Annotated in this window: 18 protein-coding genes and 1 pseudogene; 10 read left to right on the forward strand and 9 right to left on the reverse strand. The window is 38.7% G+C overall.

Annotated elements, in window-relative coordinates; all coding sequences use genetic code 11:
• Positions 1-221 precede the first annotated feature (221 nt).
• Positions 222-1,697 carry a site-2 protease family protein gene (locus tag AN486_RS13175; RefSeq protein WP_290600996.1) on the reverse strand — a complete coding sequence of 492 codons (1,476 nt, stop codon included), beginning with the start codon at positions 1,695-1,697 and terminating at the stop codon, positions 222-224.
• 508 nt (positions 1,698-2,205) lie between these two features.
• Between AN486_RS13175 and AN486_RS13180 the strand changes: the two are divergent.
• From AN486_RS13180 to rppB, 4 genes and pseudogenes are all read left to right on the forward strand, one after another.
• A pseudogene (locus AN486_RS13180) lies at positions 2,206-2,760 on the forward strand (RNA-guided endonuclease InsQ/TnpB family protein); the annotation flags it as partial.
• Between the two features lie 247 nt (positions 2,761-3,007).
• Entirely contained in the window at positions 3,008-4,531 is a 1,524-nt protein-coding gene (gene purH / locus AN486_RS13185; RefSeq protein ID WP_053539240.1) for a bifunctional phosphoribosylaminoimidazolecarboxamide formyltransferase/IMP cyclohydrolase, read from the forward strand.
• 396 nt (positions 4,532-4,927) lie between these two features.
• Entirely contained in the window at positions 4,928-5,614 is a 687-nt protein-coding gene (gene rppA, locus AN486_RS13190; protein WP_290601000.1) for a two-component system response regulator RppA, read from the forward strand.
• A gap of 25 nt (positions 5,615-5,639) precedes the next feature.
• Positions 5,640-7,025, forward strand: a complete 1,386-nt coding sequence (gene rppB, locus AN486_RS13195) for a two-component system sensor histidine kinase RppB (protein ID WP_290601002.1) — start codon at positions 5,640-5,642, stop codon at positions 7,023-7,025.
• Here rppB and AN486_RS13200 read toward each other — a convergent pair.
• The 3 genes from AN486_RS13200 to AN486_RS13210 form a co-directional block, all read right to left on the reverse strand.
• The gene (locus AN486_RS13200; protein WP_290601004.1) at positions 6,985-8,286 is read right to left on the reverse strand and encodes a hypothetical protein; all 1,302 of its coding nucleotides are present in this window, start codon (positions 8,284-8,286) and stop codon (positions 6,985-6,987) included. The two genes, rppB and AN486_RS13200, sit on opposite strands and share 41 nt — an antisense overlap.
• A gap of 115 nt (positions 8,287-8,401) precedes the next feature.
• Complete coding sequence (locus AN486_RS13205) at positions 8,402-8,794, reverse strand: hypothetical protein (RefSeq protein WP_290601006.1); 393 nt, start codon at positions 8,792-8,794, stop codon at positions 8,402-8,404.
• Positions 8,795-9,645: 851 nt separating this feature from the next.
• A complete protein-coding gene (locus AN486_RS13210) occupies positions 9,646-10,026 on the reverse strand; it encodes a hypothetical protein (RefSeq protein ID WP_053539235.1) in 381 nt (126 codons plus the stop codon).
• Positions 10,027-10,711: 685 nt separating this feature from the next.
• Between AN486_RS13210 and AN486_RS13215 the strand changes: the two genes are divergently transcribed.
• Both AN486_RS13215 and AN486_RS13220 read left to right on the forward strand, forming a co-directional pair.
• Positions 10,712-11,191 (forward strand): YbjN domain-containing protein, encoded by a 480-nt coding sequence (locus AN486_RS13215; protein WP_190382105.1) that lies wholly within the window; start codon positions 10,712-10,714, stop codon positions 11,189-11,191.
• Between the two features lie 35 nt (positions 11,192-11,226).
• Positions 11,227-11,952 (forward strand): biotin/lipoate A/B protein ligase family protein, encoded by a 726-nt coding sequence (locus tag AN486_RS13220; RefSeq protein WP_290601010.1) that lies wholly within the window; start codon positions 11,227-11,229, stop codon positions 11,950-11,952.
• 197 nt (positions 11,953-12,149) lie between these two features.
• Here the strand turns inward: AN486_RS13220 and AN486_RS13225 are convergent, their stop codons facing one another.
• Positions 12,150-12,353: a hypothetical protein gene (locus AN486_RS13225; protein ID WP_290601011.1), complete on the reverse strand. Its 204-nt coding sequence runs from the start codon at positions 12,351-12,353 to the stop codon at positions 12,150-12,152.
• A 421-nt stretch (positions 12,354-12,774) separates the two neighbouring features.
• On the opposite strand from AN486_RS13225, the gene AN486_RS13230 reads away from it, so the two are divergent.
• The 4 genes from AN486_RS13230 to AN486_RS13245 all read left to right on the forward strand — a co-directional run bounded on the left by AN486_RS13230 (position 12,775) and on the right by AN486_RS13245 (position 19,540).
• Positions 12,775-13,623 carry a transcription factor RcaD gene (locus AN486_RS13230; RefSeq protein ID WP_290601012.1) on the forward strand — a complete coding sequence of 283 codons (849 nt, stop codon included), beginning with the start codon at positions 12,775-12,777 and terminating at the stop codon, positions 13,621-13,623.
• Positions 13,624-13,681: 58 nt separating this feature from the next.
• Positions 13,682-15,799 (forward strand): ATP-binding protein, encoded by a 2,118-nt coding sequence (locus AN486_RS13235; RefSeq protein ID WP_290601013.1) that lies wholly within the window; start codon positions 13,682-13,684, stop codon positions 15,797-15,799.
• A gap of 29 nt (positions 15,800-15,828) precedes the next feature.
• Positions 15,829-18,558, forward strand: coding sequence for a DNA translocase FtsK (locus tag AN486_RS13240; protein WP_290601014.1), 2,730 nt, complete (start codon positions 15,829-15,831; stop codon positions 18,556-18,558).
• A 97-nt stretch (positions 18,559-18,655) separates the two neighbouring features.
• Positions 18,656-19,540, forward strand: coding sequence for a ParA family protein (locus tag AN486_RS13245; RefSeq protein ID WP_053539229.1), 885 nt, complete (start codon positions 18,656-18,658; stop codon positions 19,538-19,540).
• Positions 19,541-20,010: 470 nt separating this feature from the next.
• On the opposite strand, the gene AN486_RS13250 is transcribed toward AN486_RS13245, so the two are convergent.
• From AN486_RS13250 to nagA, 4 genes are all read right to left on the reverse strand, one after another.
• Positions 20,011-20,610 carry a superoxide dismutase gene (locus tag AN486_RS13250; RefSeq protein ID WP_053539228.1) on the reverse strand — a complete coding sequence of 200 codons (600 nt, stop codon included), beginning with the start codon at positions 20,608-20,610 and terminating at the stop codon, positions 20,011-20,013.
• Between the two features lie 540 nt (positions 20,611-21,150).
• Positions 21,151-22,767 carry a bifunctional pantoate--beta-alanine ligase/(d)CMP kinase gene (locus AN486_RS13255; protein WP_053539227.1) on the reverse strand — a complete coding sequence of 539 codons (1,617 nt, stop codon included), beginning with the start codon at positions 22,765-22,767 and terminating at the stop codon, positions 21,151-21,153.
• A gap of 145 nt (positions 22,768-22,912) precedes the next feature.
• Complete coding sequence (locus AN486_RS13260; protein WP_053539226.1) at positions 22,913-24,028, reverse strand: septal ring lytic transglycosylase RlpA family protein; 1,116 nt, start codon at positions 24,026-24,028, stop codon at positions 22,913-22,915.
• A gap of 1,162 nt (positions 24,029-25,190) precedes the next feature.
• A complete protein-coding gene (gene nagA, locus AN486_RS13265) occupies positions 25,191-26,366 on the reverse strand; it encodes an N-acetylglucosamine-6-phosphate deacetylase (RefSeq protein WP_039203570.1) in 1,176 nt (391 codons plus the stop codon).
• Positions 26,367-26,604 lie beyond the last annotated feature (238 nt).

Below are 26,604 nucleotides of genomic sequence, written 5' to 3' on the forward strand. Positions count from 1 at the left end.
AGGGGGTTGGGGGTGGGGTTCTTGTTCCAGGTTTGATGACAATTTGCTGTAATATTCAGAATGCTGATCACTGTTCGCTGACGGCTGAATGCTTACAACCTATTAGCAAATTGGAAACCCTAAAAAATCTGACATTGCCGAATTGAAATTAATAAATTCAACCTTTGCGCCTTTGCGCCTTTGCGTGAGATATATTATTTCAATCAGCAACGCCAAAATTCCTAACTACCGATACCCAAGCGCCCAGCCAAAGCCGGAGTTAAAGGTAAAAGAGTAGCAATCATCAAAAACAACGCCAAAAGACATAAAGCCGCCCTAGCATCATCTGGTTCACTAATTTCATTCAAACTGGGGCGCTCTAAATCGCGTTGTAAAAACAAAATCACAATTGCCCAATACATCGCCAAAGGATTACCTAATGATACGATAGCCAGTAAAACTATCGTGGCAAAAGTGGTTCTTCCTGCGGTTTTGCGTCCATAAATCGCTTGGACAATTCGCCCCCCGTCTAGTTGTCCAGCGGGCATTAAATTCAACGCAGTGATAACTAATCCCAACCAACCAATAATTACCAAAGGATGAATATTCACCACCGGAGATTGTAAAGCCGAACCAAGGACAACCCGTGCCAAACTACCGACTAAAATTGAACCTTGGAAAAACTGATTGGGTAATTGGAATAAACTCCCTGGGTGAGAAAGTAGCAACCCTATCACCAGTAATAACAAAGAAGTAATCCCCCCAAAAGCGGGTCCTGCCAAAGCAATATCAAATAAGGCTTTACGGCTAGGGACAAGGGATTCAAACCTAGTAATTGCCCCAAAAGAACCAATTTGCACCGCTGGTAAAAAGAACGGCCAACTTAATTTAACTTGGTGACGACGCGCTAACAACCAATGTCCAACTTCGTGAGAGATCAAAATTACCGATAAACCCAAAGCAATAGGTAAAGCTTCTGCAAAGCGTTCCGGGTTACTAAATAAATCGAAATTCTGTAATATACCCCCCACCTCTAAGCTAGTAGCGATAGTTGCAATGAACAAAATCACTGCAAAAGCTTTTTGTGCCAATTGGGCGCGTTGGGGGTCAGTGCGGCTAGGGAGAATAATTATGACAGGTTTGCCGTCAGTATTTTCTACCAAAAATAGGCGATATTTATCTTCTAAGCGTTCCTGTAAACTTTTTGTTAGTTGGTTATGAACCGCTTCTGGTTCTCCCCGCAAATTGCCTTTAAAAACCACTCCTTCTTGGTAGGGAATAGTTTCTGTGGCAAAAAATGTGTCAATGCCGAAAATACCTCTAATCAGACTTAAATCTGCTTCGGGTATGGGTGTTGGTTCTAATTGCAGTTCTGATACTGCAACGGAACTGTCTTTATCACCTTGGGCTGCAAGTCTGTCCGTTGCCCGTTGCTTGAGAATAGCATCTTGACCGGCTTCCCGTAATTTTCTACCCAGGAAAATATACAATCCAGCGGAAGCTACCACCAAGAACAAGATACCAACAATATTGATATAAATCCCAGCGGCAAATAATCCAAAGAACAAAAGCCAGGGAGTCATTAAGACAACAGATTGTAACCAGGCGAGGATGCCTAGTTTACCAAAAGGTCTGGCACGATAAAAGCCCCAGCCTAAAATGCCGGACGCTATCAGCACAATGGCTGCAATTATAGGAGTTTCCGATGAAGTAAACATCTCTAAACCTTTGCTATTGAGACCGAAGCTAGTACAAGTCCGGTTTTCTATACACTATTCATAATAACTTTGTTTGGATTCTGCCCGAATTATCCAGTTTTTTGAGAATAAAGCCCTAATTATTTTAGCTTTCCCGACAGAAGCCCCACGCTCGCTCTTAGGAGCGTGGGATGAATGGCGCGTGAGTTGACGACAGTTCCCTGACTAATGTGCGTAGCACGAGAGAAGGGAACAGGTCGGAAACGAACACTCTTTTATTCTTCTGGTAAATTTTGATTTTCAATATATTTTCATAGCCTCTTACTATATATATCTTAATATATCGGCTCTTCGGTACTTGTTATGCTAAATTATTTTTTTAAATCCCAAAATCCTTGTTATATAAGGATTTTACGTTAATTTATTGTTTATTTTGACAAATTTGGTATCAAAAACAATAAAATCCTTTATTTATATGGGTTGTGGGGTAAATAAACTCATATTTGGCATAACAGGTACGGAAGAACCAGGTTTAATAGATTTTATTGTCACCTCAGATGATGAAAGAATTGCCGCTCCTAAGTTTTTACGCAAAGCTGAACGCAAATTAGAATCTGCACAACGTCGTGTTTCTCGCAGAAAGAAGGGATCTAATCGTCGTAAAAAAGCGATTAAAAAACTGGGTATTCAACATAAGAAAGTATCAGATACCCGCAAAGATTTTCATTTTAAAACTGCAAACAATCTACTGAACAAGTATGATGTAGTAGCTGTTGAAAAGTTAAACATCAAGGGACTTGCTAGAACAAGATTGGCAAAAAGTATTAACGATGCTGGTTGGGGACAATTTATTTCAATACTAACAGTCAAAGCCGAAAATGCTGGGCTGAAGGTGGTTGCTGTAAATCCCAACGGGACAAGCCAAGAATGTTCTAGTTGTGGTAACAAAGTTAAAAAGCCGCTATCTCAAAGAATGCACAACTGCCCTGCATGTCATGGGAGTTTGTGTAGGGACTTGAACGCGGCTATAAATATCAAGAACCGTGGGACACACGGTCTTAAAGCTCAGTCAATGTCTTCATAGAAGAGTCGCTGAGAAGCCCACACTCACCTGAAAGGGAGTGTGTGGAGTATGTCACATGATTTTTATGTGAGGTGGCACAGAATCATCAGATCCATTCATTCATCCGCGTTTATCTGCGTTTATCTGCGTTCAAAATTCTATAAATCTGCTTTTATACAGCTTTATCTTAATTTGGTATGAACTTTTAACACCCTTTCGGTAAAATGTTCTTCTGTTTGCAATTTAGTCCAAAGGAATCTAGGGAATTATGGCGCGTTTAGCCCTGCTGAGTGTATCTAATAAAACTGGTGTAATTGATTTAGCCCGGAGTTTGGTTGAAGAATTTGGCTTTGATATTATCAGCAGTGGGGGAACAGCCAAAACCCTGAAAGATGCCGGCATACCAGTTACTAAGGTTTCTGATTATACGGGTTCACCGGAAATTTTAGGCGGTCGGGTGAAAACTCTTCATCCTCGCATTCATGGGGGGATTTTAGCACGGCGAGATGTGGAGCAAGATGTCACAGATTTGGAAAATAATCAAATTCGTCCCATTGATTTAGTCGTTGTTAATCTTTATCCTTTTGCAGAAACCATTGCTAAACCAGGTGTGACTTTAGCTGACGCGGTGGAACAAATTGATATTGGTGGCCCGGCTATGTTAAGGGCTTCTTCCAAAAATTACGCCCATTTGACGGTATTATGTGATCCTGCTCAATATGGTGAGTATTTGCAAGAATTACGCCAAAATGGAGAGGCATCTTTAGAGTTTCGCCAAAAATGTGCTTTAAAGGGATTTTTGCATACTGCTAGTTATGATAATGCCATAGCATCTTATTTAGCTGGCACACAAGCACAAGAATTTACCATTTCCGGTACACAACTCCAATCTTTGCGTTATGGAGAAAATCCTCACCAACCCGCAGCATGGTATCAAACGGGAAGTGAAGCTACAGGTTGGACAGCAGCGACAAAACTGCAAGGTAAGGAACTCAGTTATAATAATTTGGTAGATTTGGAAGCTGCACGGCGGATAATTGCTGAATTTACAACCAGTCCTGCGGCGACAATTATCAAACATACTAATCCCTGTGGAACTGCGGAAGCAGACACAATTTTTGACGCTTATCAAAAAGCCTTTAATGCTGATTCTATCTCGGCTTTTGGGGGAATTGTGGCTTTAAACCGTCCTATTGATGCAGGGACAGCGACGGAATTAACGAAGACGTTTTTAGAGTGCGTAGTTGCTCCTGGTTGTGACGAGGAAGCTCAGGAAATTTTAACTAAAAAAGGCAATGTCCGAGTTTTGATTTTACCAGATTTGCTGACTGGACCAAAAGAAACTGTGAAAGCTGTAGCTGGTGGGTTTTTAGTCCAATCTGCTGATGATATCATTGCTGATCCTAGTCAATGGCAAGTTGTCACTGAACGTCAACCTACTCCCTGGGAGTTAGCAGAATTACTGTTTGCTTGGAAAGTTTGCAAGCACGTTAAATCTAATGCTATCGTCATTGCGAGCGATCGCACAACTTTAGGTGTCGGGGCTGGACAAATGAACCGTGTCGGTTCGACAAAAATCGCTCTCGAACAAGCTGGAGAAAAAGCCCAAGGAGCATTCCTCGCTAGTGACGGCTTCTTCCCCTTCGATGATACCGTTAAAGCCGCCGCAGCAGCCGGAATTACCGCCATTGTCCAACCCGGAGGCAGTCTCAAGGATAAGGATTCTATCAAAGCCGCTAACGAACTGGGATTATTAATGGTTCTCACTGGTGTACGCCACTTTTTGCATTAGGTAATGGGTAATTGGTAAAAATCTTGTTCCCTGTTCCCTGTTCCCTGTTCCCTGTTCCAAACAATTTCTAAAATTGTTGTCTAGGGTACTTGCCATTTTCAGAAAAGGGTGATAAATTAGATTTGTGTGTGAGGAGCAAGTTTAAAAAACGTCTGGGGTGGAAACACGGCAACACTCCCAGACGTTTTTTAATGGGACTAAAAATTTTCTGACAATAAATAATCAACAACCAACTAGAAATATTTGGTAAAACACTTTTAATTTTTACTTGTACCAAATTAAGATGAGACTGCATAGAAGAGAATTTTAAGAATAATTAAACGCAGATAAACGCAGATGAACGCGGATAAATATGGATGATAATTATTCTGTGCAGTCTTACATATAATTATTATTATGCGGTTATTATTAGTTGAAGATGAACATGATTTAGGAAATGGTATTCATAATGCTCTTATTCAACGCGATTATATAGTAGATTGGGTGGAAGATGGAGAGACTGCTTGGGATTATTTGCAGACAATACCTCAAAGATATGAAATTGCGATTTTAGATTGGATGTTACCAAAGTTGTCAGGATTGGAATTGTGTAAAAGATTAAGGGCGCAAAAAAATCAGTTACCAATTATGTTATTAACAGCTAGAGATAGCATGAATGATCGTGTTACGGGTTTAGATGCAGGTGCAGATGATTACCTAGTGAAACCCTTTGGTATGGAAGAATTATTGGCGCGGGTAAGAGCATTACAAAGAAGATTACCAAATTTTCAACCACCGCAGTTACAAATAGGTTCTTTAATTTTAGATTATAGTAATTTTTCAGTTGTGAATTTAGCAGTGGAAAATTCTTCACCAATTATCCTCACGGCTAAAGAATTTCAACTTTTAGAATATTTCATGCAACATCCTCAACAAATACTAACTCATGAACAAATTCGCGCTAGATTGTGGGATTTTGAAAGTGATACTGTGAGTAATGTTGTTGCTGCACAAGTAAGATTACTAAGACGCAAATTATCAGAATGTGGTTTTTCTAAAGCAATTGAAACTATCCGAGGTTTTGGTTATCGTTTTTGTGGATAGTGCATAAGATAAGAATACTAATTAAATGAACCACGAAGCAGCGAAGGACACGAAGGAAGAAAGGAAGAAGATAGGTAAAATCCAAAGTTGGATACCTAATAATTCACTATTCAATCATTCTCGGTTTAAATTAGCGATTACCTATGCTGGTGTGATGGGATCAACTTTGTTACTATGTGGTTGCATCGCTCACAGTGTCATGGTACAAGCTTTTACTCGCACAGTTGATCGAGAATTGGAAGTTTTTGGTAAGGTATTTCAAGATCAATTAAAAACAGAGTTAAAAATTCCTGGAGAATTATCTATTACTACTCAAAAATCTTTACCAGGACTTTGTTTAAAGCAACAATCTTGTTTACCCATTAAATCAGAATCAGATTTACTGAATTTATTAGCAGAAGGATATTATCTGAGATTTTTAACACTATCAGGAGAAGCAACTGCTGCGATTGGTAATAATCCAGATGAATTTCCCGATAATATTCACCTCAATCATTCTTATGATATCAAAAATCGTCATGGTGAACTATATCATTTACATTTAATGCCCTTAAAAATCAACAATAATCAATTATGGGGATATTTACAAGTTGGACGAACTGTACAACGATTAAATGATTATATGAATAGTTTACATTGGTTATTAGGATTGGGTATTCCCTCTTCTATGATCATTATTGGTGGTGCAGGTTGGTGGTTAGCAGGTTTAGCTATGCAGCCAATTGAAAAATCATATCAACAATTACAACAATTTACGGCTGACGCGGCACATGAATTAAGAACTCCCATTACATCTTTACAAACCATTGTCGAAACAAATTCAATTAGCCCAGAAACTCAAAAAGCATTGAAGAGACAAATTAAAAGATTAGTAACATTAACACAGGATTTGTTATTATTATCTAGATTAGAAAGTGGATTACAAGAAGCTAAGTTACAGCAAATTTGTTTGAATGATTTAGTTGCAGATGTAGAAGAGGAATTAATGCCAATGGCTATGGATGCACAAGTTTTATTATCTAGTCATATTCCTGATCAATCTGATTTTTATATTCACGGTAATGAAAGTCAAATTTATCGAATGTTGTTGAATTTAGTTGGTAATGCCATTAAATACACTCCTGAATCTGGGGAAGTAAATATTCATCTGACAACTAATGATCATCAAGGTGTAATTACTATTAAAGATACAGGTATTGGTATTTCTAATTCTGATCTTCCCCACATCTTTGAGCGCTTTTATCGAGTTAATGCAGATCGTTCTCGCAATACTGGTGGTTCTGGATTAGGTTTGGCTATTACTTTGGCAATTGTCCAAACTCACAAAGGTAAATTAGAAGTACAAAGTCATGTAAATAAGGGCAGTACATTTACTGTGATTTTGCCGCTCGTTTCCAAAGTAAACAAGTAACTTCAACTAACATAGATGTAATCATGGCAATAGCGGCGGCCATTGCCCCATTCATGCCCTTGTTAATAGCAAAGGTGGCAATTATCAATAAAGTCCCTGTTCCTAACCAGGTAGATAGATTTACTTGCCCTGTGCGGTTTTCGCTGACTAAAAAACCCTGAGTTGCATTTTGTAAAGCCACAAATAATGGCACAATTGTACAAATTAAAAGTACAGGTTTGATGCTGTTAGCTAAGATAATATCATTACCAATGAAACTTTGAACGATACGATCGCCTATTGGTGTTACACTCATCAATAATAGTAAGCTAGAACAAGCAGCACCGACACTGATAGCAAAACTCAGCAATTGGCGATCGCTCACTTGATGACGATATTTAATCACCATTTGCTGTACCATCCGAGTAGAATTGGCAATTACAAGAACCAGTCCCCAAGCCGCAGACCAAGCAGCAATCGCAATTGTCGAATCTTCAGCGCGGGCAAGAATGCTAATTAATATCGCCCTTCCGCCCCAAACCACCATCATAGAATTAGCTAAAGGTAAATAGAACTTCCACACCTGTGCTAAGTTACGGGGTAAATTAGGTTGTTCTATTTGTGGCGGTAAAGTTGCACCAGAAAGCCGAGCAAAAATTGTTACAGCTATTGCTTCGACAACCACCCCACTGATGAGGGCAAGTCCAGCAAGTATACCCCCAGATATGGGCAAGAAAAATCCACCCGTGAGGACTAATGCTAATGTGAATAACCTGAGAATACTGGCTTTTGCCACAGCGCGAGACTGACCATGATAAATTAATAACCCTTGAAAATAACGCCGCCAGGCGATCGCAAATGGCCAACCACCCATTAATAATAATACTTGACTAACTGTAGCCAACATTGCAGATGGTATGCCCAACAGACTCACACCCACAAAATTAAATATCATTGGTAGTCCCAACAAACTCAATAAACAAGTCAGTCCCGCACCTACAAATAATGTAAACCGCCATAATGCCTTACGTGAATCTTGAGAACCAGCTAAAGCATTAGCAGCGTGCAGAATCATAATAATCGGACTTTCAAAAAATATCGCCAAAGATTTAGCAATACCTACAGCCGCCAAGTTAACTTGAGCATCAGGAAGATGAGCTAATGTCGTAGTCATCATCGGATCACCACAGGCCATAGTCACATCACTGAGGGACAAAGGCAAAAATTCCCGCCATAAACTCCCTAAACTAACTGGTTGAGATTGGGGTTCTTGTAACTTCATATCATTTCCAACTAATGAGTGATAATAACGCTATTTTGACAAAAAAGCGCAAAATCCAGATTTCAACCTTTTAGTCTTTGCGCCTTTGCGCCTTTGCGTGAGATAATTATCTTTATCACTCCTGACTCCTACCGACAATATCCAATGGTACAGGTAGAAGATTAGCAATTGCTTCTGTGAGATGGGAATGTTCAAGGATGTTAATTCCTTGTGCTGTAAGCCAATCAGCATTGTAAACTGTTTCCAGGTAGCGATCGCCCCGATCAGGATTAAGTAGTAACATAGTTTGAGGCTGAGTAAATCTTTGAGTATCTGCTAAAGCTGCGGCCACAATTGCACCAGTGGAAGCACCTAAAAGTTTTAAATATAAATGATGTTGTTGACAACTTGGGTGAATTCGATTTAATCGGACAATAGGAACTTTACCTAGTGCGTCCGTCACCGTTGCCAATAGGGGTGATTTTGGCAAGTTGGTTCTGAAGGTTGGGTTTGGAGAGTAAGTAAGCATTGTGATTAGCTCGATACTGTTCATCTCACAAGATGCCAACCCCAGATGAAATAAAGGTGAAATTATCAATGTGAACTACCTACACTTCCCTTGCGGGTAAGTATAGGCTTCCTACCCAGTTAACAGCTTTTTGCTCTTCGAGAACAACAAGACTTATGTTAAGGCGATAGGCTGACCCCTCGTTCCAAAGGCAAAATCAAGGTTAATCAAAAAAATGATCATGTATCTAGCTTGGTTATCGCTATTCTCTCGCCTTGCCGAGATATTCAATTCATAACACAAATTTTGTGAATTCTCTCCATGTTTTCCTTCCTTGCTGTCGCGTTGGTCGGAAAATCGTCGTTAATTCACGCGCCATTCATCCCACGCGGCCCTATCGGGTCAGACGTGGGGCTTCTGTTGGTTAAGCTAAATCCGGCAAACCAAATGCTCGCTTCACTTGCAAAATATAGAATTCCCGAAATGTTCCGCTGATGATCTCATATTTTGGCATTTTGGCAGATAACCATTTTAGTTTCCAGCTTTAATGGAATATCAACAGGGTTAAAGAAAAAGTTGAGAAGTTATGGATGCAGGGATTACCCCACCACTAGAGACTTCCAACCCAGATGATAAGCGATAGATGCGGTGCTGTCAAACTCACAAGAAATATTGCAATATTCAAATCATAGCCAAGCCATAGCTAACAGCCATTGAGTAACAGTTGCCCAGAAAATTATATATTAATCAAACCGACCGATTGCCTAATGAACAAACGGATTTATCCAGTACAAAATTGCCATGTACAAGTAGGAATTAACTTGAAAATAGTTAGATATTAGAAAAATGATGGAAAATTAACAACTTAGCTTTTAATCACGAAGCATTTGGGAGATGATGGCATCAGCTTGTAGTCTTTTGTAAGTCAAGTAGACTAAGTTAGCTTCGTCTGATTGTCCACAAACATAGCAAGCTAGGCTCAGAGCATCTAATAACATTAATGTGGTAATGCCTTGTGATGCTAAAGATGATATATACTCAGAAACTCCTTTGGCACAGATCTCTGCTGGCATCAGTACCAGTAGCAACCGTAAACAATCTGCCGATGCCATCATCCCATCTAATTCATGGGTCTGGGTGGCTAGTTGAACAATACCCAGAACGATTTGATTAGGGGAAATACCTTCTTTTATGAGTAGGGTAAAGAAGGAAGTTAAATGACATGGGGTGCTGTGATCAAGCTTAATATTCATAGTGCTTATTAAAATCAGTGTAACAATAATCGCAGATTTTTTGGCTAATCCGGAAAAATCTCAAAAAAGTTTTTGGGGTTTTTTCGGTTTTTTACGTCAGATTCTAGAACCTCTCAACAGATAGCACCCTAATTTGTCAACTTGAGTTTCGATGAATTTGCGTACATTATGTAACTCACGATTTAACTCACAGTTCCGTATCCTTTGATGCTAAAAATAAGCAAATTGTTCCTTTTGCCTGATTTTTACATCTTGTGACGCTAAACTAGCGAGTAATTTTTGCGCTACACCAAAATAAACTGCTTTGGATTACCTATTTTAACTAAAATTAGTAGCTTATGTAACCGACAGCGGAAATTTAATGATGTAAGATAAACAAAATGGGCATTTAGTCTCGTTAATAAGACACAATAGATAATAAATCTACAAATCTTTACCTAAAATGAAGGTAAATGTGACTTACATCTAATGGTTCTGGATGTGAAGCCCTGAAACCGGGAAAAAATAATTGAGAATTTAACCAAGTTTTTACTGCATAACAATAAGTCTAGCTTATGTCATAGTAATTGACATGGCTCCTATTCTGACATCTCGACTTGGGAAGACAGGTATGTTAGATGCTGGCATTTTTGGTAGCATAATAGTAGATTAAAGCAGTGACTATATTACTTAGAAAAAAATCTGTATGGCCAGCTACCTAGAAACCCCAACTCCAAATGAGTTACTGGATGAAGTTATTCAAGAAACCACAGCCCCAAATCATGTGGAAGTTATTGAAAATGTAATTGATACCCTGGCACAAGATCAAAGTGCAATGGTTAGTCATGGTTCTGAGGGGGAATATCTGTGGAAATTCCAATATGGCAGTGTAGAAGTATTTGTGCAGTTAACGGGAATTACTGATGAAGATACGATCACAGTTTGGGCTGCGGTGCTAAAGTTACCTGTACAAGATGAAGCCAGATTGACACGATATCTCTTAGAGTTAAATTGTGTAAGTACCTTTGAAGCCCGCTTTGGCATTATTGACCATCAGGTGGTGGTGATTTCTACACGCACTTTAGCGGAGTTGTCACCAGGGGAAGTTTCCCGCATCATTACTATTGTTGCGACTATCGCTGATGATAATGATGAATATCTGCAATCCGAGTTCTGTGCAGTTTAGGTTTCGATAATCTTAGTTAAGGAATGTGATATTTAATGCCTGATTCGCAGGTGTGGCGACTTATTCCCATTTTAGCTGCCGCTGGTGATGTTCAGATGGCTATAGACCGCTGGTTATTAGCACAACATGAGTCGGGACAACATCCGCCAACTTTACGTTTTTATACTTGGTCGCCACCCGCAATTTCTTTGGGTTATCATCAACGTCAATATCCTGAATTTTGGCAAGGTTTGCGGTGGAAAGGGGAGAAATTAGATTTGGTGCGTCGTCCTACAGGTGGTAGGGCTGTTTTACATCAAGGTGATTTAACTTACTCTGTCGTCACGTCTGGACTGAGGGGAAATCGTTTGGATGTGTATGGGCAGATTTGTGAGTTTTTGATTCAAGGATGGCGATCGCTCAATATAGAATTGTACTATGGTCAAGCTGGACGCGGTTATATTCACAATCCTAATTGTTTTGGAACAGCCACAGGTGCAGATTTAGTCTTAGCAGATGGTTATAAACTAATTGGTAGCGCTCAACTACGGAAAGGTGACGCAGTTCTTCAGCATGGTTCTATGCGGTTAAATCCAGATCCGGAGTTGTTTGCAAAGGTATTTAATCAAGAGTTTTTTCATCCTATCCAATTTCCCCAAACTATCAATCAAGAAACAATAATTAAGGCTTTAATAGCCGCAGCTTGTGATTGTTTTGGTATGGAAATAGAGGTAATACCTTTGTCTCAAGATGAGTGGAATTTGATTTTAGCAAGTTGTTGATTAGGGTAGGTTTTTAGGTGTTGCTGAGTAAAAGTATGATTTTATTTCACGCAGAGACGCAGAGGCGCAGAGAGTAAGGGTTTGAGAGATGGAATTTTCGACTTTCATACCCCAATTCACCAACGCCGGTTTTTATTCTACCCTATAATTTTTTCTCACGCAGAGACGCGGAGGTGCAGAGAGAAATCAGGTCTATTTTAGTTTTTGTCTTTGGTATGATGTTTACTTTTTAGATTGTCATGTTTTATTTGCAGTTCATACCATTCGTTTAAACAGTATTCAGACCAACAAAAACAATATTCATTCCAACAAAAATCACATAATCCCTGTTCTGGTATTTGATTATTGTTTTCTGGTTTTTGCAGTAGACAAGTGCGTGGACAGTGGAGGTAATTACTCATGATTTGATCTCTGATAAATTGATACAGTGAATTTCCGGTAAAGAATTTGCAAATACGAATAGTTAAACTTTTGTGAATGGGTAGGAAATGTCAACGATAGAATGATCTGGTCATCTAAAAGATGATACATATAAATCTCGCTATATGGTGGAATTTATTTAATATCTGTATAAAATTTTCCTAAAAAAGTCCAATGGATAGAATATCCAAGTCTTCCCAATTTTTTGATGTCATGGAAGCTTGTAGAAAAACTCTAGAAAAAATCCGTCTTTTATTTAGAAAGTAATCAGTGAAAACTTGGATAATATTTTGAGTTTTTAGTGAAAAATCGCTCTTATTAGAGTTAATATGGAAACTGTGTGTTATTTTTTTGTGATTCGCGCTAAAGTAGTCAAGTATCGAATACAGCAAGACTAACCGTATGGAAACGAAAGAGTTAAAGTTCATCTTAAAACTGTTGGGATGTCCGAATTATCGTACTGGCTTGAGTTCCAGCACTTTTGATAGTTTTAAAAGTGAGAAAAACAAAATTTGTCGAGATTTGGGGGAACTGGAATATGTAGACTATTCCCGCGAAATTGCCACAGTCAAGATTTTACCTCCTGGTCAAGCACTACTGAAACTCGACTCGGCACAATTACCTATTGATGATAAAGAACTCAAGGTACTGGAGAAGATAGGTAAGAGTTCTGGAAAAATAGCCCCCAGTGAAATCAAAGTTTCATCGCTAAAATCAGATGAACGAGACGCAATCTTAAAAACCTTGAGTGAACGGGGTTTGATTGCTATTGAAATCAAGATGAAAAGACTTAAAGCTGAAGTTTGGTTAACGGAAAGAGGAATTGAGGTTTTGCGGGATGAATATAATCCCGAAGGAAAAGCAAATATAGACTTTAATTTGCTGGGTAATTATGTGCGGTTTTTACGGAAGAATTTGCGGGTTAAGTCAGAACAAGTTTCTACTCCTGATCATGTAGAATCATATTCTGATATTACTAGCAATATCAGTGATGAAGAAATTTTAGAGACTATCAAGAAATTAGATCGGGAATTGGGTACAGAGAATTATTTACCAATTTTCCATGTACGGCAAAAGTTACAACCGCCTTTATTACGAGATGATTTAGATCAGGCGTTGTATAGGTTACAAAAAAGTGACAAAATTGATTTTAGTACCTTACAAGAATCTAGTGCTTATACACCAGAACAAATTGACGCGGGAATTCCTCAAAATATTGGTGGACAACTGTTCTTTATCATAGTTAATTAACAGTCTTCCAAATATTTTTCATTTTTTCATCACTTCCTCCTCTCACTCACCTATATCTATGACAGACATTAACAACATTATTAAACGCGAGGTCAACCCTTTTGACATCGAAATGAAACATCTAGAGTTTTGGGCTGACGAAGAAGACTCATTACTAATGGTTGAATCAATTCATAAAAATGCAATAAGAGAGATTGAAGAATTACTAGATTTAGTGGGTAAAGATCATCGTAGTCGTACAGTTTTACTAGAAGGTGAATCTGGTTCTGGCAAAACTTATTTACTAAGACGGATTAAACGCTCATTTAATAGCAAAGCATTTTTTGCTTATATCCTCTGTAGCTGGGCTGATAGTACCTACATTTGGCGGCATATTTTACGTCATACTGTTGATAGTTTAATTCAAGTTCCTGAAGGAGAAAAAGAATCACAGTTAATGTTGTGGCTCAAAAGTTTAACGGCGTTTACAAGAAGTGATATAAAACAACGAATATTTAATGATAATTTTTGGGAAGCATTACAAAGTAATCGCAAAAAATTTATCAAACACCTCAAGGATACTTATAAACAAGCAGGTATTTATAACCCTGATATGTTTTTTGGAGTGTTGCATGATCTCGCAAATCCAGAATTATATGATTTGGCTTGTGAATGGCTACGTGGAGATGATTTAAATGAAGATTCCATGAAAGAAATCAAAGTCAAAATCTGCATTGATACAGAAGATGCTGCGAAAAATATCTTAGCAAACTTTGGCAGAATTTCCACACAAACCCAACCGATTGTTTTATGTTTTGACAATTTAGAGACTATGCCCCAGTTACCAGAAGGTTTTCTGGATATACAACCTTTTTTCAATGTTAATACCACAATTCATGGAGATAACTTAAAAAATTTTTTGGTGATAATCAGCGTAATTAAGAGTGTATGGCAGCGGCATTTAGACCGGATTTTTACAGCCGATAAAGCAGGAATACATCGAACAATTCAGTTAAAACTTATTAGTATAGAACAGGCCGAAGGACTTTGGGCTTATCAACTTCAGCCATTACACCAACTAGCAAATCCTAGACCTGAATCACCTATTTTTCCTCTAAATCGGCAAATTTTAGAGAAAAACTATCCTGGTGGTAAAACTATACCTAGAAATGTACTAACTCTAGGTCGTGATGAATATCAAAAATATAAAGGTTCGTTATTAGATGAAGATGAAAAACCAAAGCCCGAACCAGTTACAATACAAATAAAGGTGACAACACCCAATGAAAAAACTGTTCCTAAACCTATAATCATTGTTCCACCACGACATCAAGATAATCAAGATACAACTCAAGCAGAATTTCAATTATTATGGCAGCACGAATATACAAAAAGTCAGGGGAAAATTACCAAGATTTCTTTGTTATCATCACCTGATTTAATTCAGATGTTGCAGCAGTCTATATCTACTTTAAAAATACAGGGAGTTAAGACTAAACTTTTAAGCGGAAAATATGCTAGTTATTCCTTGAGTTATCAACATCCTACAAATCGGCAAAAATTGGGTATAGTTTGGACAGAAGACTCAAATATGACTAGTTTTTATCATGTAATGAATGCTTGTCAAATAGTAATTCAAAAAAATCTCTGTCAAACTATGCACTTAATTCGTGGTGGAGATTTAGGAAAACCAAACATGGCGGGAAATCAACTCTATAGACAGATTTTTACCAACACTAATCATGTTCATATTAAACCAAGTCTACAGTCTATTCACTATTTGGCAACATATCAAAGTTTGGTAAATTCTGCCAAATCTCAAGAATTGGTAATTGGTGGGAAAACGATTAATTTACAAAGATTAGAAACTTTAATTAATGAATCTGAGATTTTGAATCAATGTACTTTATTACAGGATTTAGGTATTGTTTCTAAATCAAATCCAAAACCAGAACCAAATCGTAACGGTGGAAAAGATTTAAGACCTGTTAAAGACTTCTTATTAAATCTAGTTAAAACTCAACATTTGTTAGGGAAACAAGCTTTAATTAACAATGCTATTAGCAGTTTTCCCAAAGTTAAGGAAGATCAAATTAATGTATTGATTAAAGAACTATGTGAGGAAAATAAAATTCAAATTCTTGACCCCAAAGCCAAGCCAGAAGCTCAATTAATTTGTTTAGTTCCTCACAAGTAATCTATCCAGCACATTTTTTATATCAGCTAATGCACTACCTGACAGAAGCTTCTGAAATTTACAAGCAAATTTCCCAACTGTCCCTATCTAAAACCCTATGGATAGATACGGAAATCGCTGATTGGTATACCGATAAACCAAAATTAGCACTAATTCAGGTATTGGCTAATTATACAGATTTAACTGGTGAATCTGCTTACATTTTTGATGTTTTAGATCAACCTGATTTGACTGTATATTTCATTAACCAAATCATGGTTAATCCGCAAATTGAGAAAGTTTTTCATAATGCTGGTTTTGATTTAAAATATTTGGGGAAGGAACTAGCAGAAAATGTGACTTGTACCTTCAAAATAGCGAGAAAAATCACCAAAGAAGTCTTACAAACTACCAACTTAAAACTAAAAACTCTAGCTGCTGAACTCTGTCAATTTTCTCATGTAGACGCAGAAGAAGGAAGCAGTGATTGGGGAAAACGTCCCCTGACTCAAAAACAGTTAAACTATGCAGCAATGGATACAGTTTATTTAGCTACTGTTCATTATCGCTTGCTTGAAATATCCAATCCTGATGTTATCAATCGTGTATTTAATATGGTAAATCACAAATCTGAAAATTCATCTTTAACTCCCACTAAAGTTAGATTAGCTTTTGAGTGTCCGCGACTATTTTATCTAAATCATAATTTTAATTGTAAAGCAATATTCTCTCCTAAAGATGCCATTACTGGTATTGGTAATGTCTTTCACCAACTAGCGGATAATTTTATTAATTTACTGCTAATTGAACCCAGATTTAAAACTTTATTAAATCCATCTGCAACACAATTAAAGGTAGATGTAATTACGTTGGAAATTCAACAACTATTCTATAAAATTAAGTTCTTTCCCTATTTACAAAATGCAATTGCAAAAGACGCGAGTAAAGCCTCTCTACTGCTACAAGTTTGGCAAGGTTTACAAGGATTAATTAAAAAGTTTACTGAATTGTTGATCATCAATCGCCGTTATTGCAGTGCAGAAACAGTTATTCAGAATACTTTTATTTCTGAAGAACGCAGTTTAGAATATTACTTTGATTTACCTAATGGGACAAAACAATTAATCAGAGGTGAATTTGATTGTTTAGTTTTTAATTTTGAACTCAAACGCCTTTGTATGGTAGAATTTAAAACCTATCAATCTGTAGATTCAGCAGCACAATTAGCGCAAGTTTCTCTCTATAGTTATATGTTATCGAAGCGGAAAAAACCACCTATTGATTCTGCTGTTTATTGTGTTTTACCAGAATTTAAAGAATACAAATATTCTTGGGAACAGTTAGAAAATACGGTTCATCAATTAATTCCCTATAAATTATTACAAATGCAACAATGGTTGAGTTGGGAATCTCCCAATCCTAACCCACCACCTGCGACAACTCAACCTCATTTATGTGAAATTTGCCCCCAACAACAAAAGTGTCAGACTTTTTTCGATGTTGAATCTAATGCACCGCCAAATAAAGTTATTCCAGATAATGACAATCCTGATTTTATAGCACCTTCCAAAAAACGAGAAGATACATCTGACTCTTCACATTATTTGGAAAACCCAACACGAAACCTAACCCCCCAACCCCCTTCCCTACCAGGGAAGGGGGAGAATTCAAAGCCTCTCTCCTTGCAGGAGAGAGGTTTGGAGAGAGGTTTTTCAGATACTTTTAAAAGTCAGAAAGATACATTTATTAATGCTGATGAAATTGGCGCATCTTTAGTGGCAATTCTAGAATCTTTTAAGGTTAATGTAGATTATTATGGTGCTGATGTAAGTCCGGCATTTATTCGGGTGAAAATTAAACCACATTTAGGTGTGAAAGTTCCTTCAATTCTCAGATTATCCGCTGATTTACAAGTACAATTAGGGTTAGAATATCCGCCTTTAATTGCTCCCCAAGCTGGTTATGTAAGTATTGATTTGCCGCGTCAAGATAGACAAATTGCCAAATTTGAAGATTATATTCAAAAGCAGTTTTTACCCCCAACAGCACCCGTAAAAATTGCTATTGGAGTGGGTATTGATGGGAAGTTATTAGAGGCTGATTTATCAGATCCGAATACTTGTCATTTTTTGGTGGGAGGAACAACAGGAAGCGGAAAAAGTGAATTTTTGAGATCCTTACTTCTCAGTTTAATCTATCGTCATTCTCCCCAACATCTCAAAATTGCCTTAGTTGACCCCAAGCGGGTAACATTTCCCGAATTTGAACAAATGTCGTCGTTATATGCACCAGTTGTCAAAGATAGCGATCGCGCCGTAGAATTAATGCAGGAACTAGTTGCAGAAATGGAATCTCGTTATCAAAAATTTGAAAAAGCTAAATGTGCAGATTTAACCACCTATAATCAACGTTCTTCCCCAGCTTTACCGCGTATTGTCTGTATATTTGATGAATATGCCGATTTTATGGCAGAAAAAGAAATTCGCACCATATTAGAACAAAGTATCAAACGTTTAGGCGCAATGGCAAGAGCCGCAGGTATTCATCTAATTATTTCCACACAACGCCCAGAAGCCAGTATTGTCACCCCAATTATCCGTTCTAACCTACCTGGACGAGTCGCCCTACGTACCTCCAGCCAAGCAGATTCATGTATTATTCTGGGTGGAAAAGAAACAACAGCAGCCTATTTATTAGGCAAAGGTGATTTAGTTTACCAAGGTGGTTCGCACGGACAACGTCTTCAAAGCTTATTAGCACAAACTATTAAACTACCTTAAAAAAAAGATCCCCGACTTCTCTAAGAAGTCGGGGATCTAAATTTATTAGATAATATAAACGCTATATCATTGGGAAAGCGTCAGTAGAGGAATTAAAATGGGATATGTAATTGCAACCGCAAACATGAAAGGTGGAGTTGGTAAAACCACCATTACCGTGAATATAGCCACCTGTTTAGCCAAAAATCACGGAAAAAAGGTACTTGTTTTAGATTTAGATAGTCAAATCAGTGCCACACTGAGTTTAATGTCACCTGTTGATTTTGCCAAACGTCGCAAACAAAGAAAGACATTTAGATATTTACTAGATCAAATTATCAACCCTGAACCAGAGGCAAAATTTACAATTGGGGACATCATTCAACCTGAGATTTGTAACCTGACTGGATTAAACTTATTACCAGGAGACATAGATTTATATGATGAATTTTTGGTTTCAGAAATGCTGCATAATCAATCAGTAGCATTAGGAGAACAGGATTTTGAAACTATCTGGAATCGCTTTGAAAGGGTCTTAATTAGAGATATTTTAGAACCTATACGGAATGAATATGATTTTATTCTTTTAGATTGCGCTCCCGGTTATAATCTCCTGACTCGAAGTGCTTTAGCTACCAGTGATTTCTACATTCTTCCCGCTAGACCAGAACCCTTATCTGTAGTCGGAATTCAACTTTTAGAAAGACGCATTGCCCAATTAAAAGAAAGTCACGAACATGAAGCCAAAATAGATATAAAAATGTTGGGAATTGTCTTTAGTATGTCCAATGCCAATCTCCTGAATGGCAGATATTATAAACAGGTAATGCACCGAGTTATCGAAGATTTTGGAGTAGATAAAATCTGTAAAGCTCAAATCCCCGTTGATGTTAATGTTGCCAAAGCTGTTGATAGTTTTATGCCCGTTTCTTTACTAAGTCCGAATACAGCGGGTTCTAAGGCATTTATGCAGTTAACTCAGGAATTATTGCAGAAATTGTAAATTAACAATATAGCAGTAAGTAGGTTGGCGTTGAAAATTGTCGTTATGGCAAGGCAAAAGGCAAGAGGCAAGAGGCAAGAGTGAAGAGGGTTTAGGCGATTTTACATTTCTTTACACAGTTTGGTTTTATTGTGTTCACCTACTTATACACTCCTGAACTCCTGATAGCGTAGCGTGGCGTTAGCCATACTTCTAGCCCTCACAGATAACTTTTTCAGCAAGCCCTAAATAGTATTAATTTAGAGGGTGTTTGAAAAGTCACGATTGCTGTATCAAATGTTTTACCCCTCCCTAACCCTCCCCTTATAAAGGGGAGGGAACTGGATTTTCTTGTTTCTCCCCTTTGTAAGGGGGGTAACAATGTGATGAAAATTACGGGATACCACTTTTAAAACATCCTCTTAGAGATTGGATAAGGGGTAATAAGTAAAAATATTACCCATTACCAATTACCCATTACCCATTAAAATCTAAGCAGCGAAATTTGCAGCGACAAAATCCCAGTTCACCAAATTATCTAAGAAATTCTTGATGAATGCAGGACGGGCATTTTTGAAGTCAATGTAATATGCGTGTTCCCAAACGTCAATGGTTAACAGAGCTTTTTTACCGTGTGCGAGGGGGTTTTCGGCGTTGGGGGTTTTCATTACTTTCAGAGTACCACCATCATCAACCAACCAAGCCCAACCACTACCGAATTGAGTTGCAGCAGCGTTAGAAAATTCTTCTTTGAATTTGTCGAAACTACCAAAATCCTGATCAATTTTAGCAGCTAATGCGCCTGTAGGAGTGCCGCCACCTGCTGGTTTCAAGCAATTCCAGAAGAAGGAGTGATTCCAAACTTGAGCAGCATTGTTGAAGATTCCAGCTTTGGTAGAATCACCAAAAGCGATTTGAATTACTTCTTCCAAAGACTTGTTGGCTAATTCTGTGCTATCAACAAGCTTATTCAAATTATCTACATAAGCTTTATGATGCTTACCATAGTGATATTCAAAGGTTTCAGCCTTCATGCCATAGGATTCTAAAGCATCAGAAGCAAAAGGTAAAGCTGGTTGGGTAAATGCCATTTTGTGAAATCCTCTCTTTACTGTTTTCTAGTTGAAAGCTATTGCCATAGCTAGGCAAATTACAGGTTTCGTATTTAGTAAGCCCTACTTAATCCTGCAATACAAAACTTAACATTGTCATTCTACTACCAAAGTGGAAATTTCCACCAATTAGTTTATAAACAAAGCAAATTCCATCTATTTAGCTTAAACTCTTAACTTCTCTCTGTTGACTCTGCGCCTCTGCGTGAGCAAAAAGCCCGGTTTAAAATATATAATTATTAACTCAGACTAATATCCACCTCAAGAAAGATGAATCTATCTGAAACTAGTTTAGGATGTAGTTCAAAGCACTAAAAATTAAAATGGTGAGTTAGTCGGCGCTCACCACTGTTTTGAAGTCCTTTGAGACTTCCAAATAAAAAAATGTCCCAAAACTGATGCAGAAATTCTCTCTCTGTGTACTCTGTGCCTCTGTGGTTCGTTTCTTAGGATAATTTATTTCTTGGAAGTCTCTTTAGGAATTTGGGCGCAGGCCCTGCGCCCCTACGTTCTGGTGATCTACCAATGGGATAGCCGCTGGTTGTAATGGCTAATGATTTGTGCTGCTACTTCAGAAGCAGTTAAACCGTCGGTTTGGAGTTCAATGGCATCAGCCGCTTTTTGCAAAGGGGAGACTTTCCGGGTGCTATCTTTGAAGTCGCGTTCAGCAATCTCCTGTTCTAGTTGTTCTAAACTCAAGATTGAACCTGTTTTTTGAAAGTCTTGCTGACGACGACGCGCTCGTTCACCGACGGAAGCGGTTAAGAAGATTTTAATTTCCGCATCTGGAAAGACGTGAGTGCCTATGTCTCGACCTTCTGCTACTAACCCCCCGCGTTGTCCCCAACTTTGCTGCTGTTTGACCAAGGCTTGACGCACTGCACTTTGGGCAGCGATCGCCGATACAAGAGATGTTACCTCAACAGTGCGAATTTTTTGAGTGACATCAATATCATTAATCTGGACTCTCACGGGAGTTTGCAAACTTTGACTGGGAGTGAGGTCAATTTTGCAGTGAGCGGCTAATTCCGCCACAGCACAATCATCATCAATAGCAATTCCCTGTTCCATGACTAACCAAGCGATCGCCCGGTACATAGCACCAGTATCTAAGTACACCAAACCTAATTCCTGTGCCACTTGACGAGCCACAGTAGATTTACCAGCACCAGCCGGACCATCAATAGCAATGATCGGTTGGCGGAGTCCATCATTGCCATCGCGCAGAATCGTATTATCAATTAACCTTGTAGAACCAAGACGAGCAGCGATCGCCAACATTCCTTCATCCTCAACTTTTTCTAAAAACATCAACGTATTCGGTTCAACCAATTCAATATATTCCAAGCTGATATTGCTAACTTTTGCGATTTCTTGCCGCGCCAATGCTATGAGTTCACCACTGTCACGAACGCCAGCCCGAAACGCCGCTTCAGCTTGCCGTAAACCTTTAAATAACACAGTTGCTTGCTCTTTTTCTGTAGCCGTCAAATATTGATTACGAGAACTTAAAGCCAAGCCGGACACATCCCGCACCGTAGGACAAGCAACAATTTCTACTGGCAAATTCAAATCAGCTACTAACCGTTTAATAATTGCCAATTGTTGACCATCCTTTTGTCCAAAGTAAGCTCGGTCAGGTTCTACCAAGTTTAAAAGCTTAGTGACAATAGTTGCCACACCAGTAAAATGACCTGGACGAAAATTACCACACAAGCTAGATATCATATCAGATGGAGGGATCACTTGTGTCACTTGAGTTTCTGCTATATTCTTCCCCGGTACACCAATTTCTTCCGGAGTTGGGGCAAAAATCACATCAACTCCCGCCTGTTCACAAAATTCTCGGTCTTGTGCCAAAGTGCGAGGATAGCATTGATAGTCCTCGTTGGGTCCAAATTGTAGGGGATTGACAAAAATACTCACAATTACCGTTGCATTTTCCTGTCTAGCCCGTTTAATCAAACTTAAATGCCCCTGATGTAAACCTCCCATAGTTGGCACTAAACCAACCGCTGTGGGATACCAACTGGTTTGTTCATCAAGTCCCAGATCATCTGGTAGCCTCAGATGGCTTTGCCAGCGACGACGATTTAAATAGCAGCGTAAAGCTACAACTGTTGTCAGCACACGCACAAAATACCCCTAGTTTCTATCCTTTCCCCCGTTAGTGTATATCCGATAGCGCAGCGTGGCGCAAAGGATAATTGGGAGATAAAATAGAAGAACCAGGGGTATTTAATCGTGAAAAGCGAAAACAGAGTCGGAACTAGGAAACGGGTTATTTTCCTAAAACCTCAAGACTAACTGGAGCAACACCACTGCTGATCATACCCAAAAGCCGAGCAGCGCCGGCGGAAAGGTCAATAATTCGACCCCGGATGAAAGGTCCTCGATCATTGATTCTGACAACAACAGAACGACCATTACGGGTGTTAGTGACACGGATTTTTGTTCCCATCGGTAAGCTACGATGAGCCGCAGTTAATCCTTCGGGATTATATCTTTCACCACTGGCGGTTTTATTGCCAGAACCATCATATCCATACCAAGAAGCCATCCCTTGGAAACTGAGATTGACATTACCGAAGGCAATTTTTTGCGGTAGACTGGCACTAGAAACTGATTTACTAGCGGGTAAGTTAGCAATTGTCTGAATGGGAGATGCGTTGCCGATGAGTCTCCGCAGTCTGTTAGTTGCTTGTAAGGCATCTTGGGCAAGATTTTCTGTGGTATCTGCTAATCTAGTACCTTCATTGACTTCTACCAGTTCTTGACCGTCAATGGTAATGGTGTAGCGATCCACTGACGGTTGTTTACGGAAGAAGCCTTTTTTATTGGCTTTATTGTTAATTACGGAATTATCCGCTGTTTTCCAACTGACAGTAATCTTGCTTGCATCTACATTGTTCTGGATCAGTTCGTTAATTCTAGCGGCAATCACACTAGCTTTCTGAATTGGATCATTGTCAATAGAGCTAACTTGTTTGTTAAAATTGATTGTATTACCAGCATTGCTAAAACTGGCAACTTTGGCTGTATTGGTAGCAACAAGAGAGTCAGGATTGATATTCTCATTATTGCCAATTACTCCAACTTTAGTTTTGTTGTTAGTAACTGGGGTAGAACCCAAAAAAGTCAGAACAGGAATGTCCCGAACATAAAGAGTAGCTGCTTGTAAACCTTTAATACTGTGAGGATAAATCCTAGTAATCACAGCATCCAAGGTGGGGTTTTCTGTTGGGGATTGGTATTCTCCTACTTTGACTGCATCACTGATAGATGATGCTTGCCTAGTTGGGGAACTTTCCTCACTGGTTTGAGTTCGACCAACTGAGGGTAAACCCAAAACGGCCAGAATTACGGCAACTGTAGTCCACAAATGTCTTTGATTCATGCGTCCGATTTTAAAGCGACTGTAGAACTTAAGTTTTTTGATTAGCGGGGGTTTCACCTTGTGAACAGTGACTCTCGCCGGAAACTTTAACCCGTTCCGCTTTCACTTTGTGTTTTGTAACTCGAATACATTAACATGAATTTTCGGACTTGGGGATCAGGGTTTTAGCGGAAGTCTGAAAGAAATGTCCAAATTTATAGTTGAGTTTGAGCTTGTAAACCGTGATTAATTCAGGACTTTGGCTATGTAACGTTTTTTTTAAGATTTTTATATTTTCTTCGGGAAACTTCATATTAAGCGATCGCCCAATTTGACAATTACTACCTAATATTTATTCTCAGTAGTTGTAAATTATGAAGTATCGAAAAATCATCCAGTTACTTGGTGTTTCGATGAAATTTTACTGCCAATAGTTGACTCTTCAAAAGATATCACCAGCCTAAACATAATCTAGACAAAGATTAAATTGTCAAAATACTTGGACTCTTTTCGCCCAGTACATGATTTTTTATCTACATTTTTAGTAAGTAAATATATTTAAAATGTCTACATAATTAGTTGCAATTAAAACAATTACTGTCAAGCAATAACAGTGATTTATTTCCAGTAAGTATTTATTCTTATCCCCAAATAAAAAATTAATGAGACCATAGAAAAATGGCATTAAACGCGCACAAATGCACTTATTGAGTATATAAAAATACATACTTACTTGTTGCTACGGAATAAAATCAGTAATCAATTTTATATCAAGCTATTAAACATACATATAATTCGGAAAATACAGAAATGTTATCATCAGCACTTTTAGGCATTTTCCAAAACTTGTATTCCCAGTATAAATCCCTGAAAGATAGTGTAGTCGCTAACTATAACTCCAACTCGCCAAAGTAAATTCAGCGTCTGGGGTTGCCTGAGTTTAATATAAATAGTCATCCTGCAATACCTTGTCCATTTTTTGTAGGTCGGGTTAAGCGACAGCGCAACCCGACGCATTTGTTGGGTTATGGCTATGGCTCCTACGTCGCCACGCAAGCTATCGCCACACTATGGCTAACGCCTCCCGTCAGGGATACGTGAACGTACCTCAATCCAACCTACAAATCAAGACTTTTTTCGATTTGGACAAGGTATTGATCCTGAAAACTAATTACAGCAGGAGTCAGGAGTCAGGAGTAAAACTGTTCGCTACAGTTAACCGTTTCCATGTCAGTTCTTTACCAACCTCATCCCATTTCCAACGTAATAAGTGGGCGGGTTGTTGGGCGGCAAATTTTGGTAAGTTGATAGCTTGCCTGGGTGCGTCTGTAGCGAGGCTAACGGCGGTTTCTAGGTCACAAATTCCCCATTTCACTAGATTTTGAACTCCAGTTAATAATGGTAGGGTTGTTCCTGATAAAGTGCCATCTTGTAATCTGGCTGTACCGTTGATAACTTCTATTTGTCGGGTATCCCAAGGATAGATGCCGTCAGGTAATCCTAATGGTGCAAGGGCATCACTGACAATAAATAACCTTTCACTGGCACGCAGAAGAATTTTTAAGATCATTGGGGTAACGTGCTGACCATCGGCAATGAAACCACAAAACACATCAGGATTGTTCATGGCTGCGCCTAATAAGCCCGGTTCACGGTGGTGTAGGGGTGGCATGGCGTTGAAGGCGTGGGTGATCATTGTAGCGCCTTGAGTAAAAGCTTGTTGGGCTTCTGTAGCTGTGGCTTGTGAATGTCCTAAGCTGACAGTGATTCCCAAAGAACCCAAATATGGGATGACTTTACCTGTGGTGTCTAATTCTGGTGCGAGAGTGATGACTTTGACAATATGGGCATAATCTCCTAAGACCCGTTTAACTTGATCTATGGTGAGGGGAAGAAGATATTCGGCTGGATGTGCGCCGCGTTTGTAGTAGTTTAAAAATGGACCTTCTAAATGGACTCCGAGAATTTGGGCGGAGGTTGGAGAATTGGGGGTATAATTGGCGAGAATGGCGAGCGATCGCTGAATATTTTCGATGGAGGTTGTCACTAGGGTGGGTAAATAACCGTCAACTCCTGCTTCCCACAGAAATGAAGAGATTTTTGGCAGCATAAAGGAATTGTCTGCTGTTAATTCCGGGAAGGCTAATCCTAGTCCACCATTGATTTGTAAATCCACACCACCTAAAGAAATCCAGTCTCCAGCTACATCTAAAATTTGTAAGTTTTGTGGTACAACTTTTTCCCATGCTGTGTTCATGGGCATAATTTCCTCAATTATGCCTGCTTGGTTAACTAAGATTCTTTGTAAATCTTGATAACCGGGGATTCTTACGTTGATAATATCTACATTTGCCAGCATGGTATTTTTGTCAGTTGTTAGTTGTTCGTTGTCAGTTGTCAGTTGTCAGTTGTCAGTTGTCAGTTGTCAGTTGTCAGTTGTCAGTTGTTAGTTGTCAGTTGTTAGTTGTCAGTTGTCAGTTGTCAGTTGTTAGTTGTCAGTTGTTAGTTGTTAGTTGTTAGTTGTTAGTTGTCAGTTGTTAGTTGCACAAGAATATTTCTCCCCTTTTACTTCCCCAACTCCCCCAACTCCCCCAACT

This window comes from Anabaena sp. AL93 (genome assembly GCF_001672085.1).
In the GTDB taxonomy this organism is placed as follows: domain Bacteria; phylum Cyanobacteriota; class Cyanobacteriia; order Cyanobacteriales; family Nostocaceae; genus Dolichospermum; species Dolichospermum heterosporum.

Bases quoted from the DNA above. Each gene is read 5' to 3' on its own strand.
- AN486_RS13175 (WP_290600996.1), bottom strand. From the start codon at position 1,697: ATGTTTACTTCATCGGAAACTCCTATAATTGCAGCCATTGTGCTGATA.
- purH (WP_053539240.1), top strand. From the start codon at position 3,008: ATGGCGCGTTTAGCCCTGCTGAGTGTATCTAATAAAACTGGTGTAATT.
- rppA (WP_290601000.1), top strand. From the start codon at position 4,928: ATGCGGTTATTATTAGTTGAAGATGAACATGATTTAGGAAATGGTATT.
- rppB (WP_290601002.1), top strand. From the start codon at position 5,640: ATGAACCACGAAGCAGCGAAGGACACGAAGGAAGAAAGGAAGAAGATA.
- AN486_RS13200 (WP_290601004.1), bottom strand. From the start codon at position 8,286: ATGAAGTTACAAGAACCCCAATCTCAACCAGTTAGTTTAGGGAGTTTA.
- AN486_RS13205 (WP_290601006.1), bottom strand. From the start codon at position 8,794: ATGCTTACTTACTCTCCAAACCCAACCTTCAGAACCAACTTGCCAAAA.
- AN486_RS13210 (WP_053539235.1), bottom strand. From the start codon at position 10,026: ATGAATATTAAGCTTGATCACAGCACCCCATGTCATTTAACTTCCTTC.
- AN486_RS13215 (WP_190382105.1), top strand. From the start codon at position 10,712: ATGGCCAGCTACCTAGAAACCCCAACTCCAAATGAGTTACTGGATGAA.
- AN486_RS13220 (WP_290601010.1), top strand. From the start codon at position 11,227: ATGCCTGATTCGCAGGTGTGGCGACTTATTCCCATTTTAGCTGCCGCT.
- AN486_RS13225 (WP_290601011.1), bottom strand. From the start codon at position 12,353: ATGAGTAATTACCTCCACTGTCCACGCACTTGTCTACTGCAAAAACCA.
- AN486_RS13230 (WP_290601012.1), top strand. From the start codon at position 12,775: ATGGAAACGAAAGAGTTAAAGTTCATCTTAAAACTGTTGGGATGTCCG.
- AN486_RS13235 (WP_290601013.1), top strand. From the start codon at position 13,682: ATGACAGACATTAACAACATTATTAAACGCGAGGTCAACCCTTTTGAC.
- AN486_RS13240 (WP_290601014.1), top strand. From the start codon at position 15,829: ATGCACTACCTGACAGAAGCTTCTGAAATTTACAAGCAAATTTCCCAA.
- AN486_RS13245 (WP_053539229.1), top strand. From the start codon at position 18,656: ATGGGATATGTAATTGCAACCGCAAACATGAAAGGTGGAGTTGGTAAA.
- AN486_RS13250 (WP_053539228.1), bottom strand. From the start codon at position 20,610: ATGGCATTTACCCAACCAGCTTTACCTTTTGCTTCTGATGCTTTAGAA.
- AN486_RS13260 (WP_053539226.1), bottom strand. From the start codon at position 24,028: ATGAATCAAAGACATTTGTGGACTACAGTTGCCGTAATTCTGGCCGTT.
- nagA (WP_039203570.1), bottom strand. From the start codon at position 26,366: ATGCTGGCAAATGTAGATATTATCAACGTAAGAATCCCCGGTTATCAA.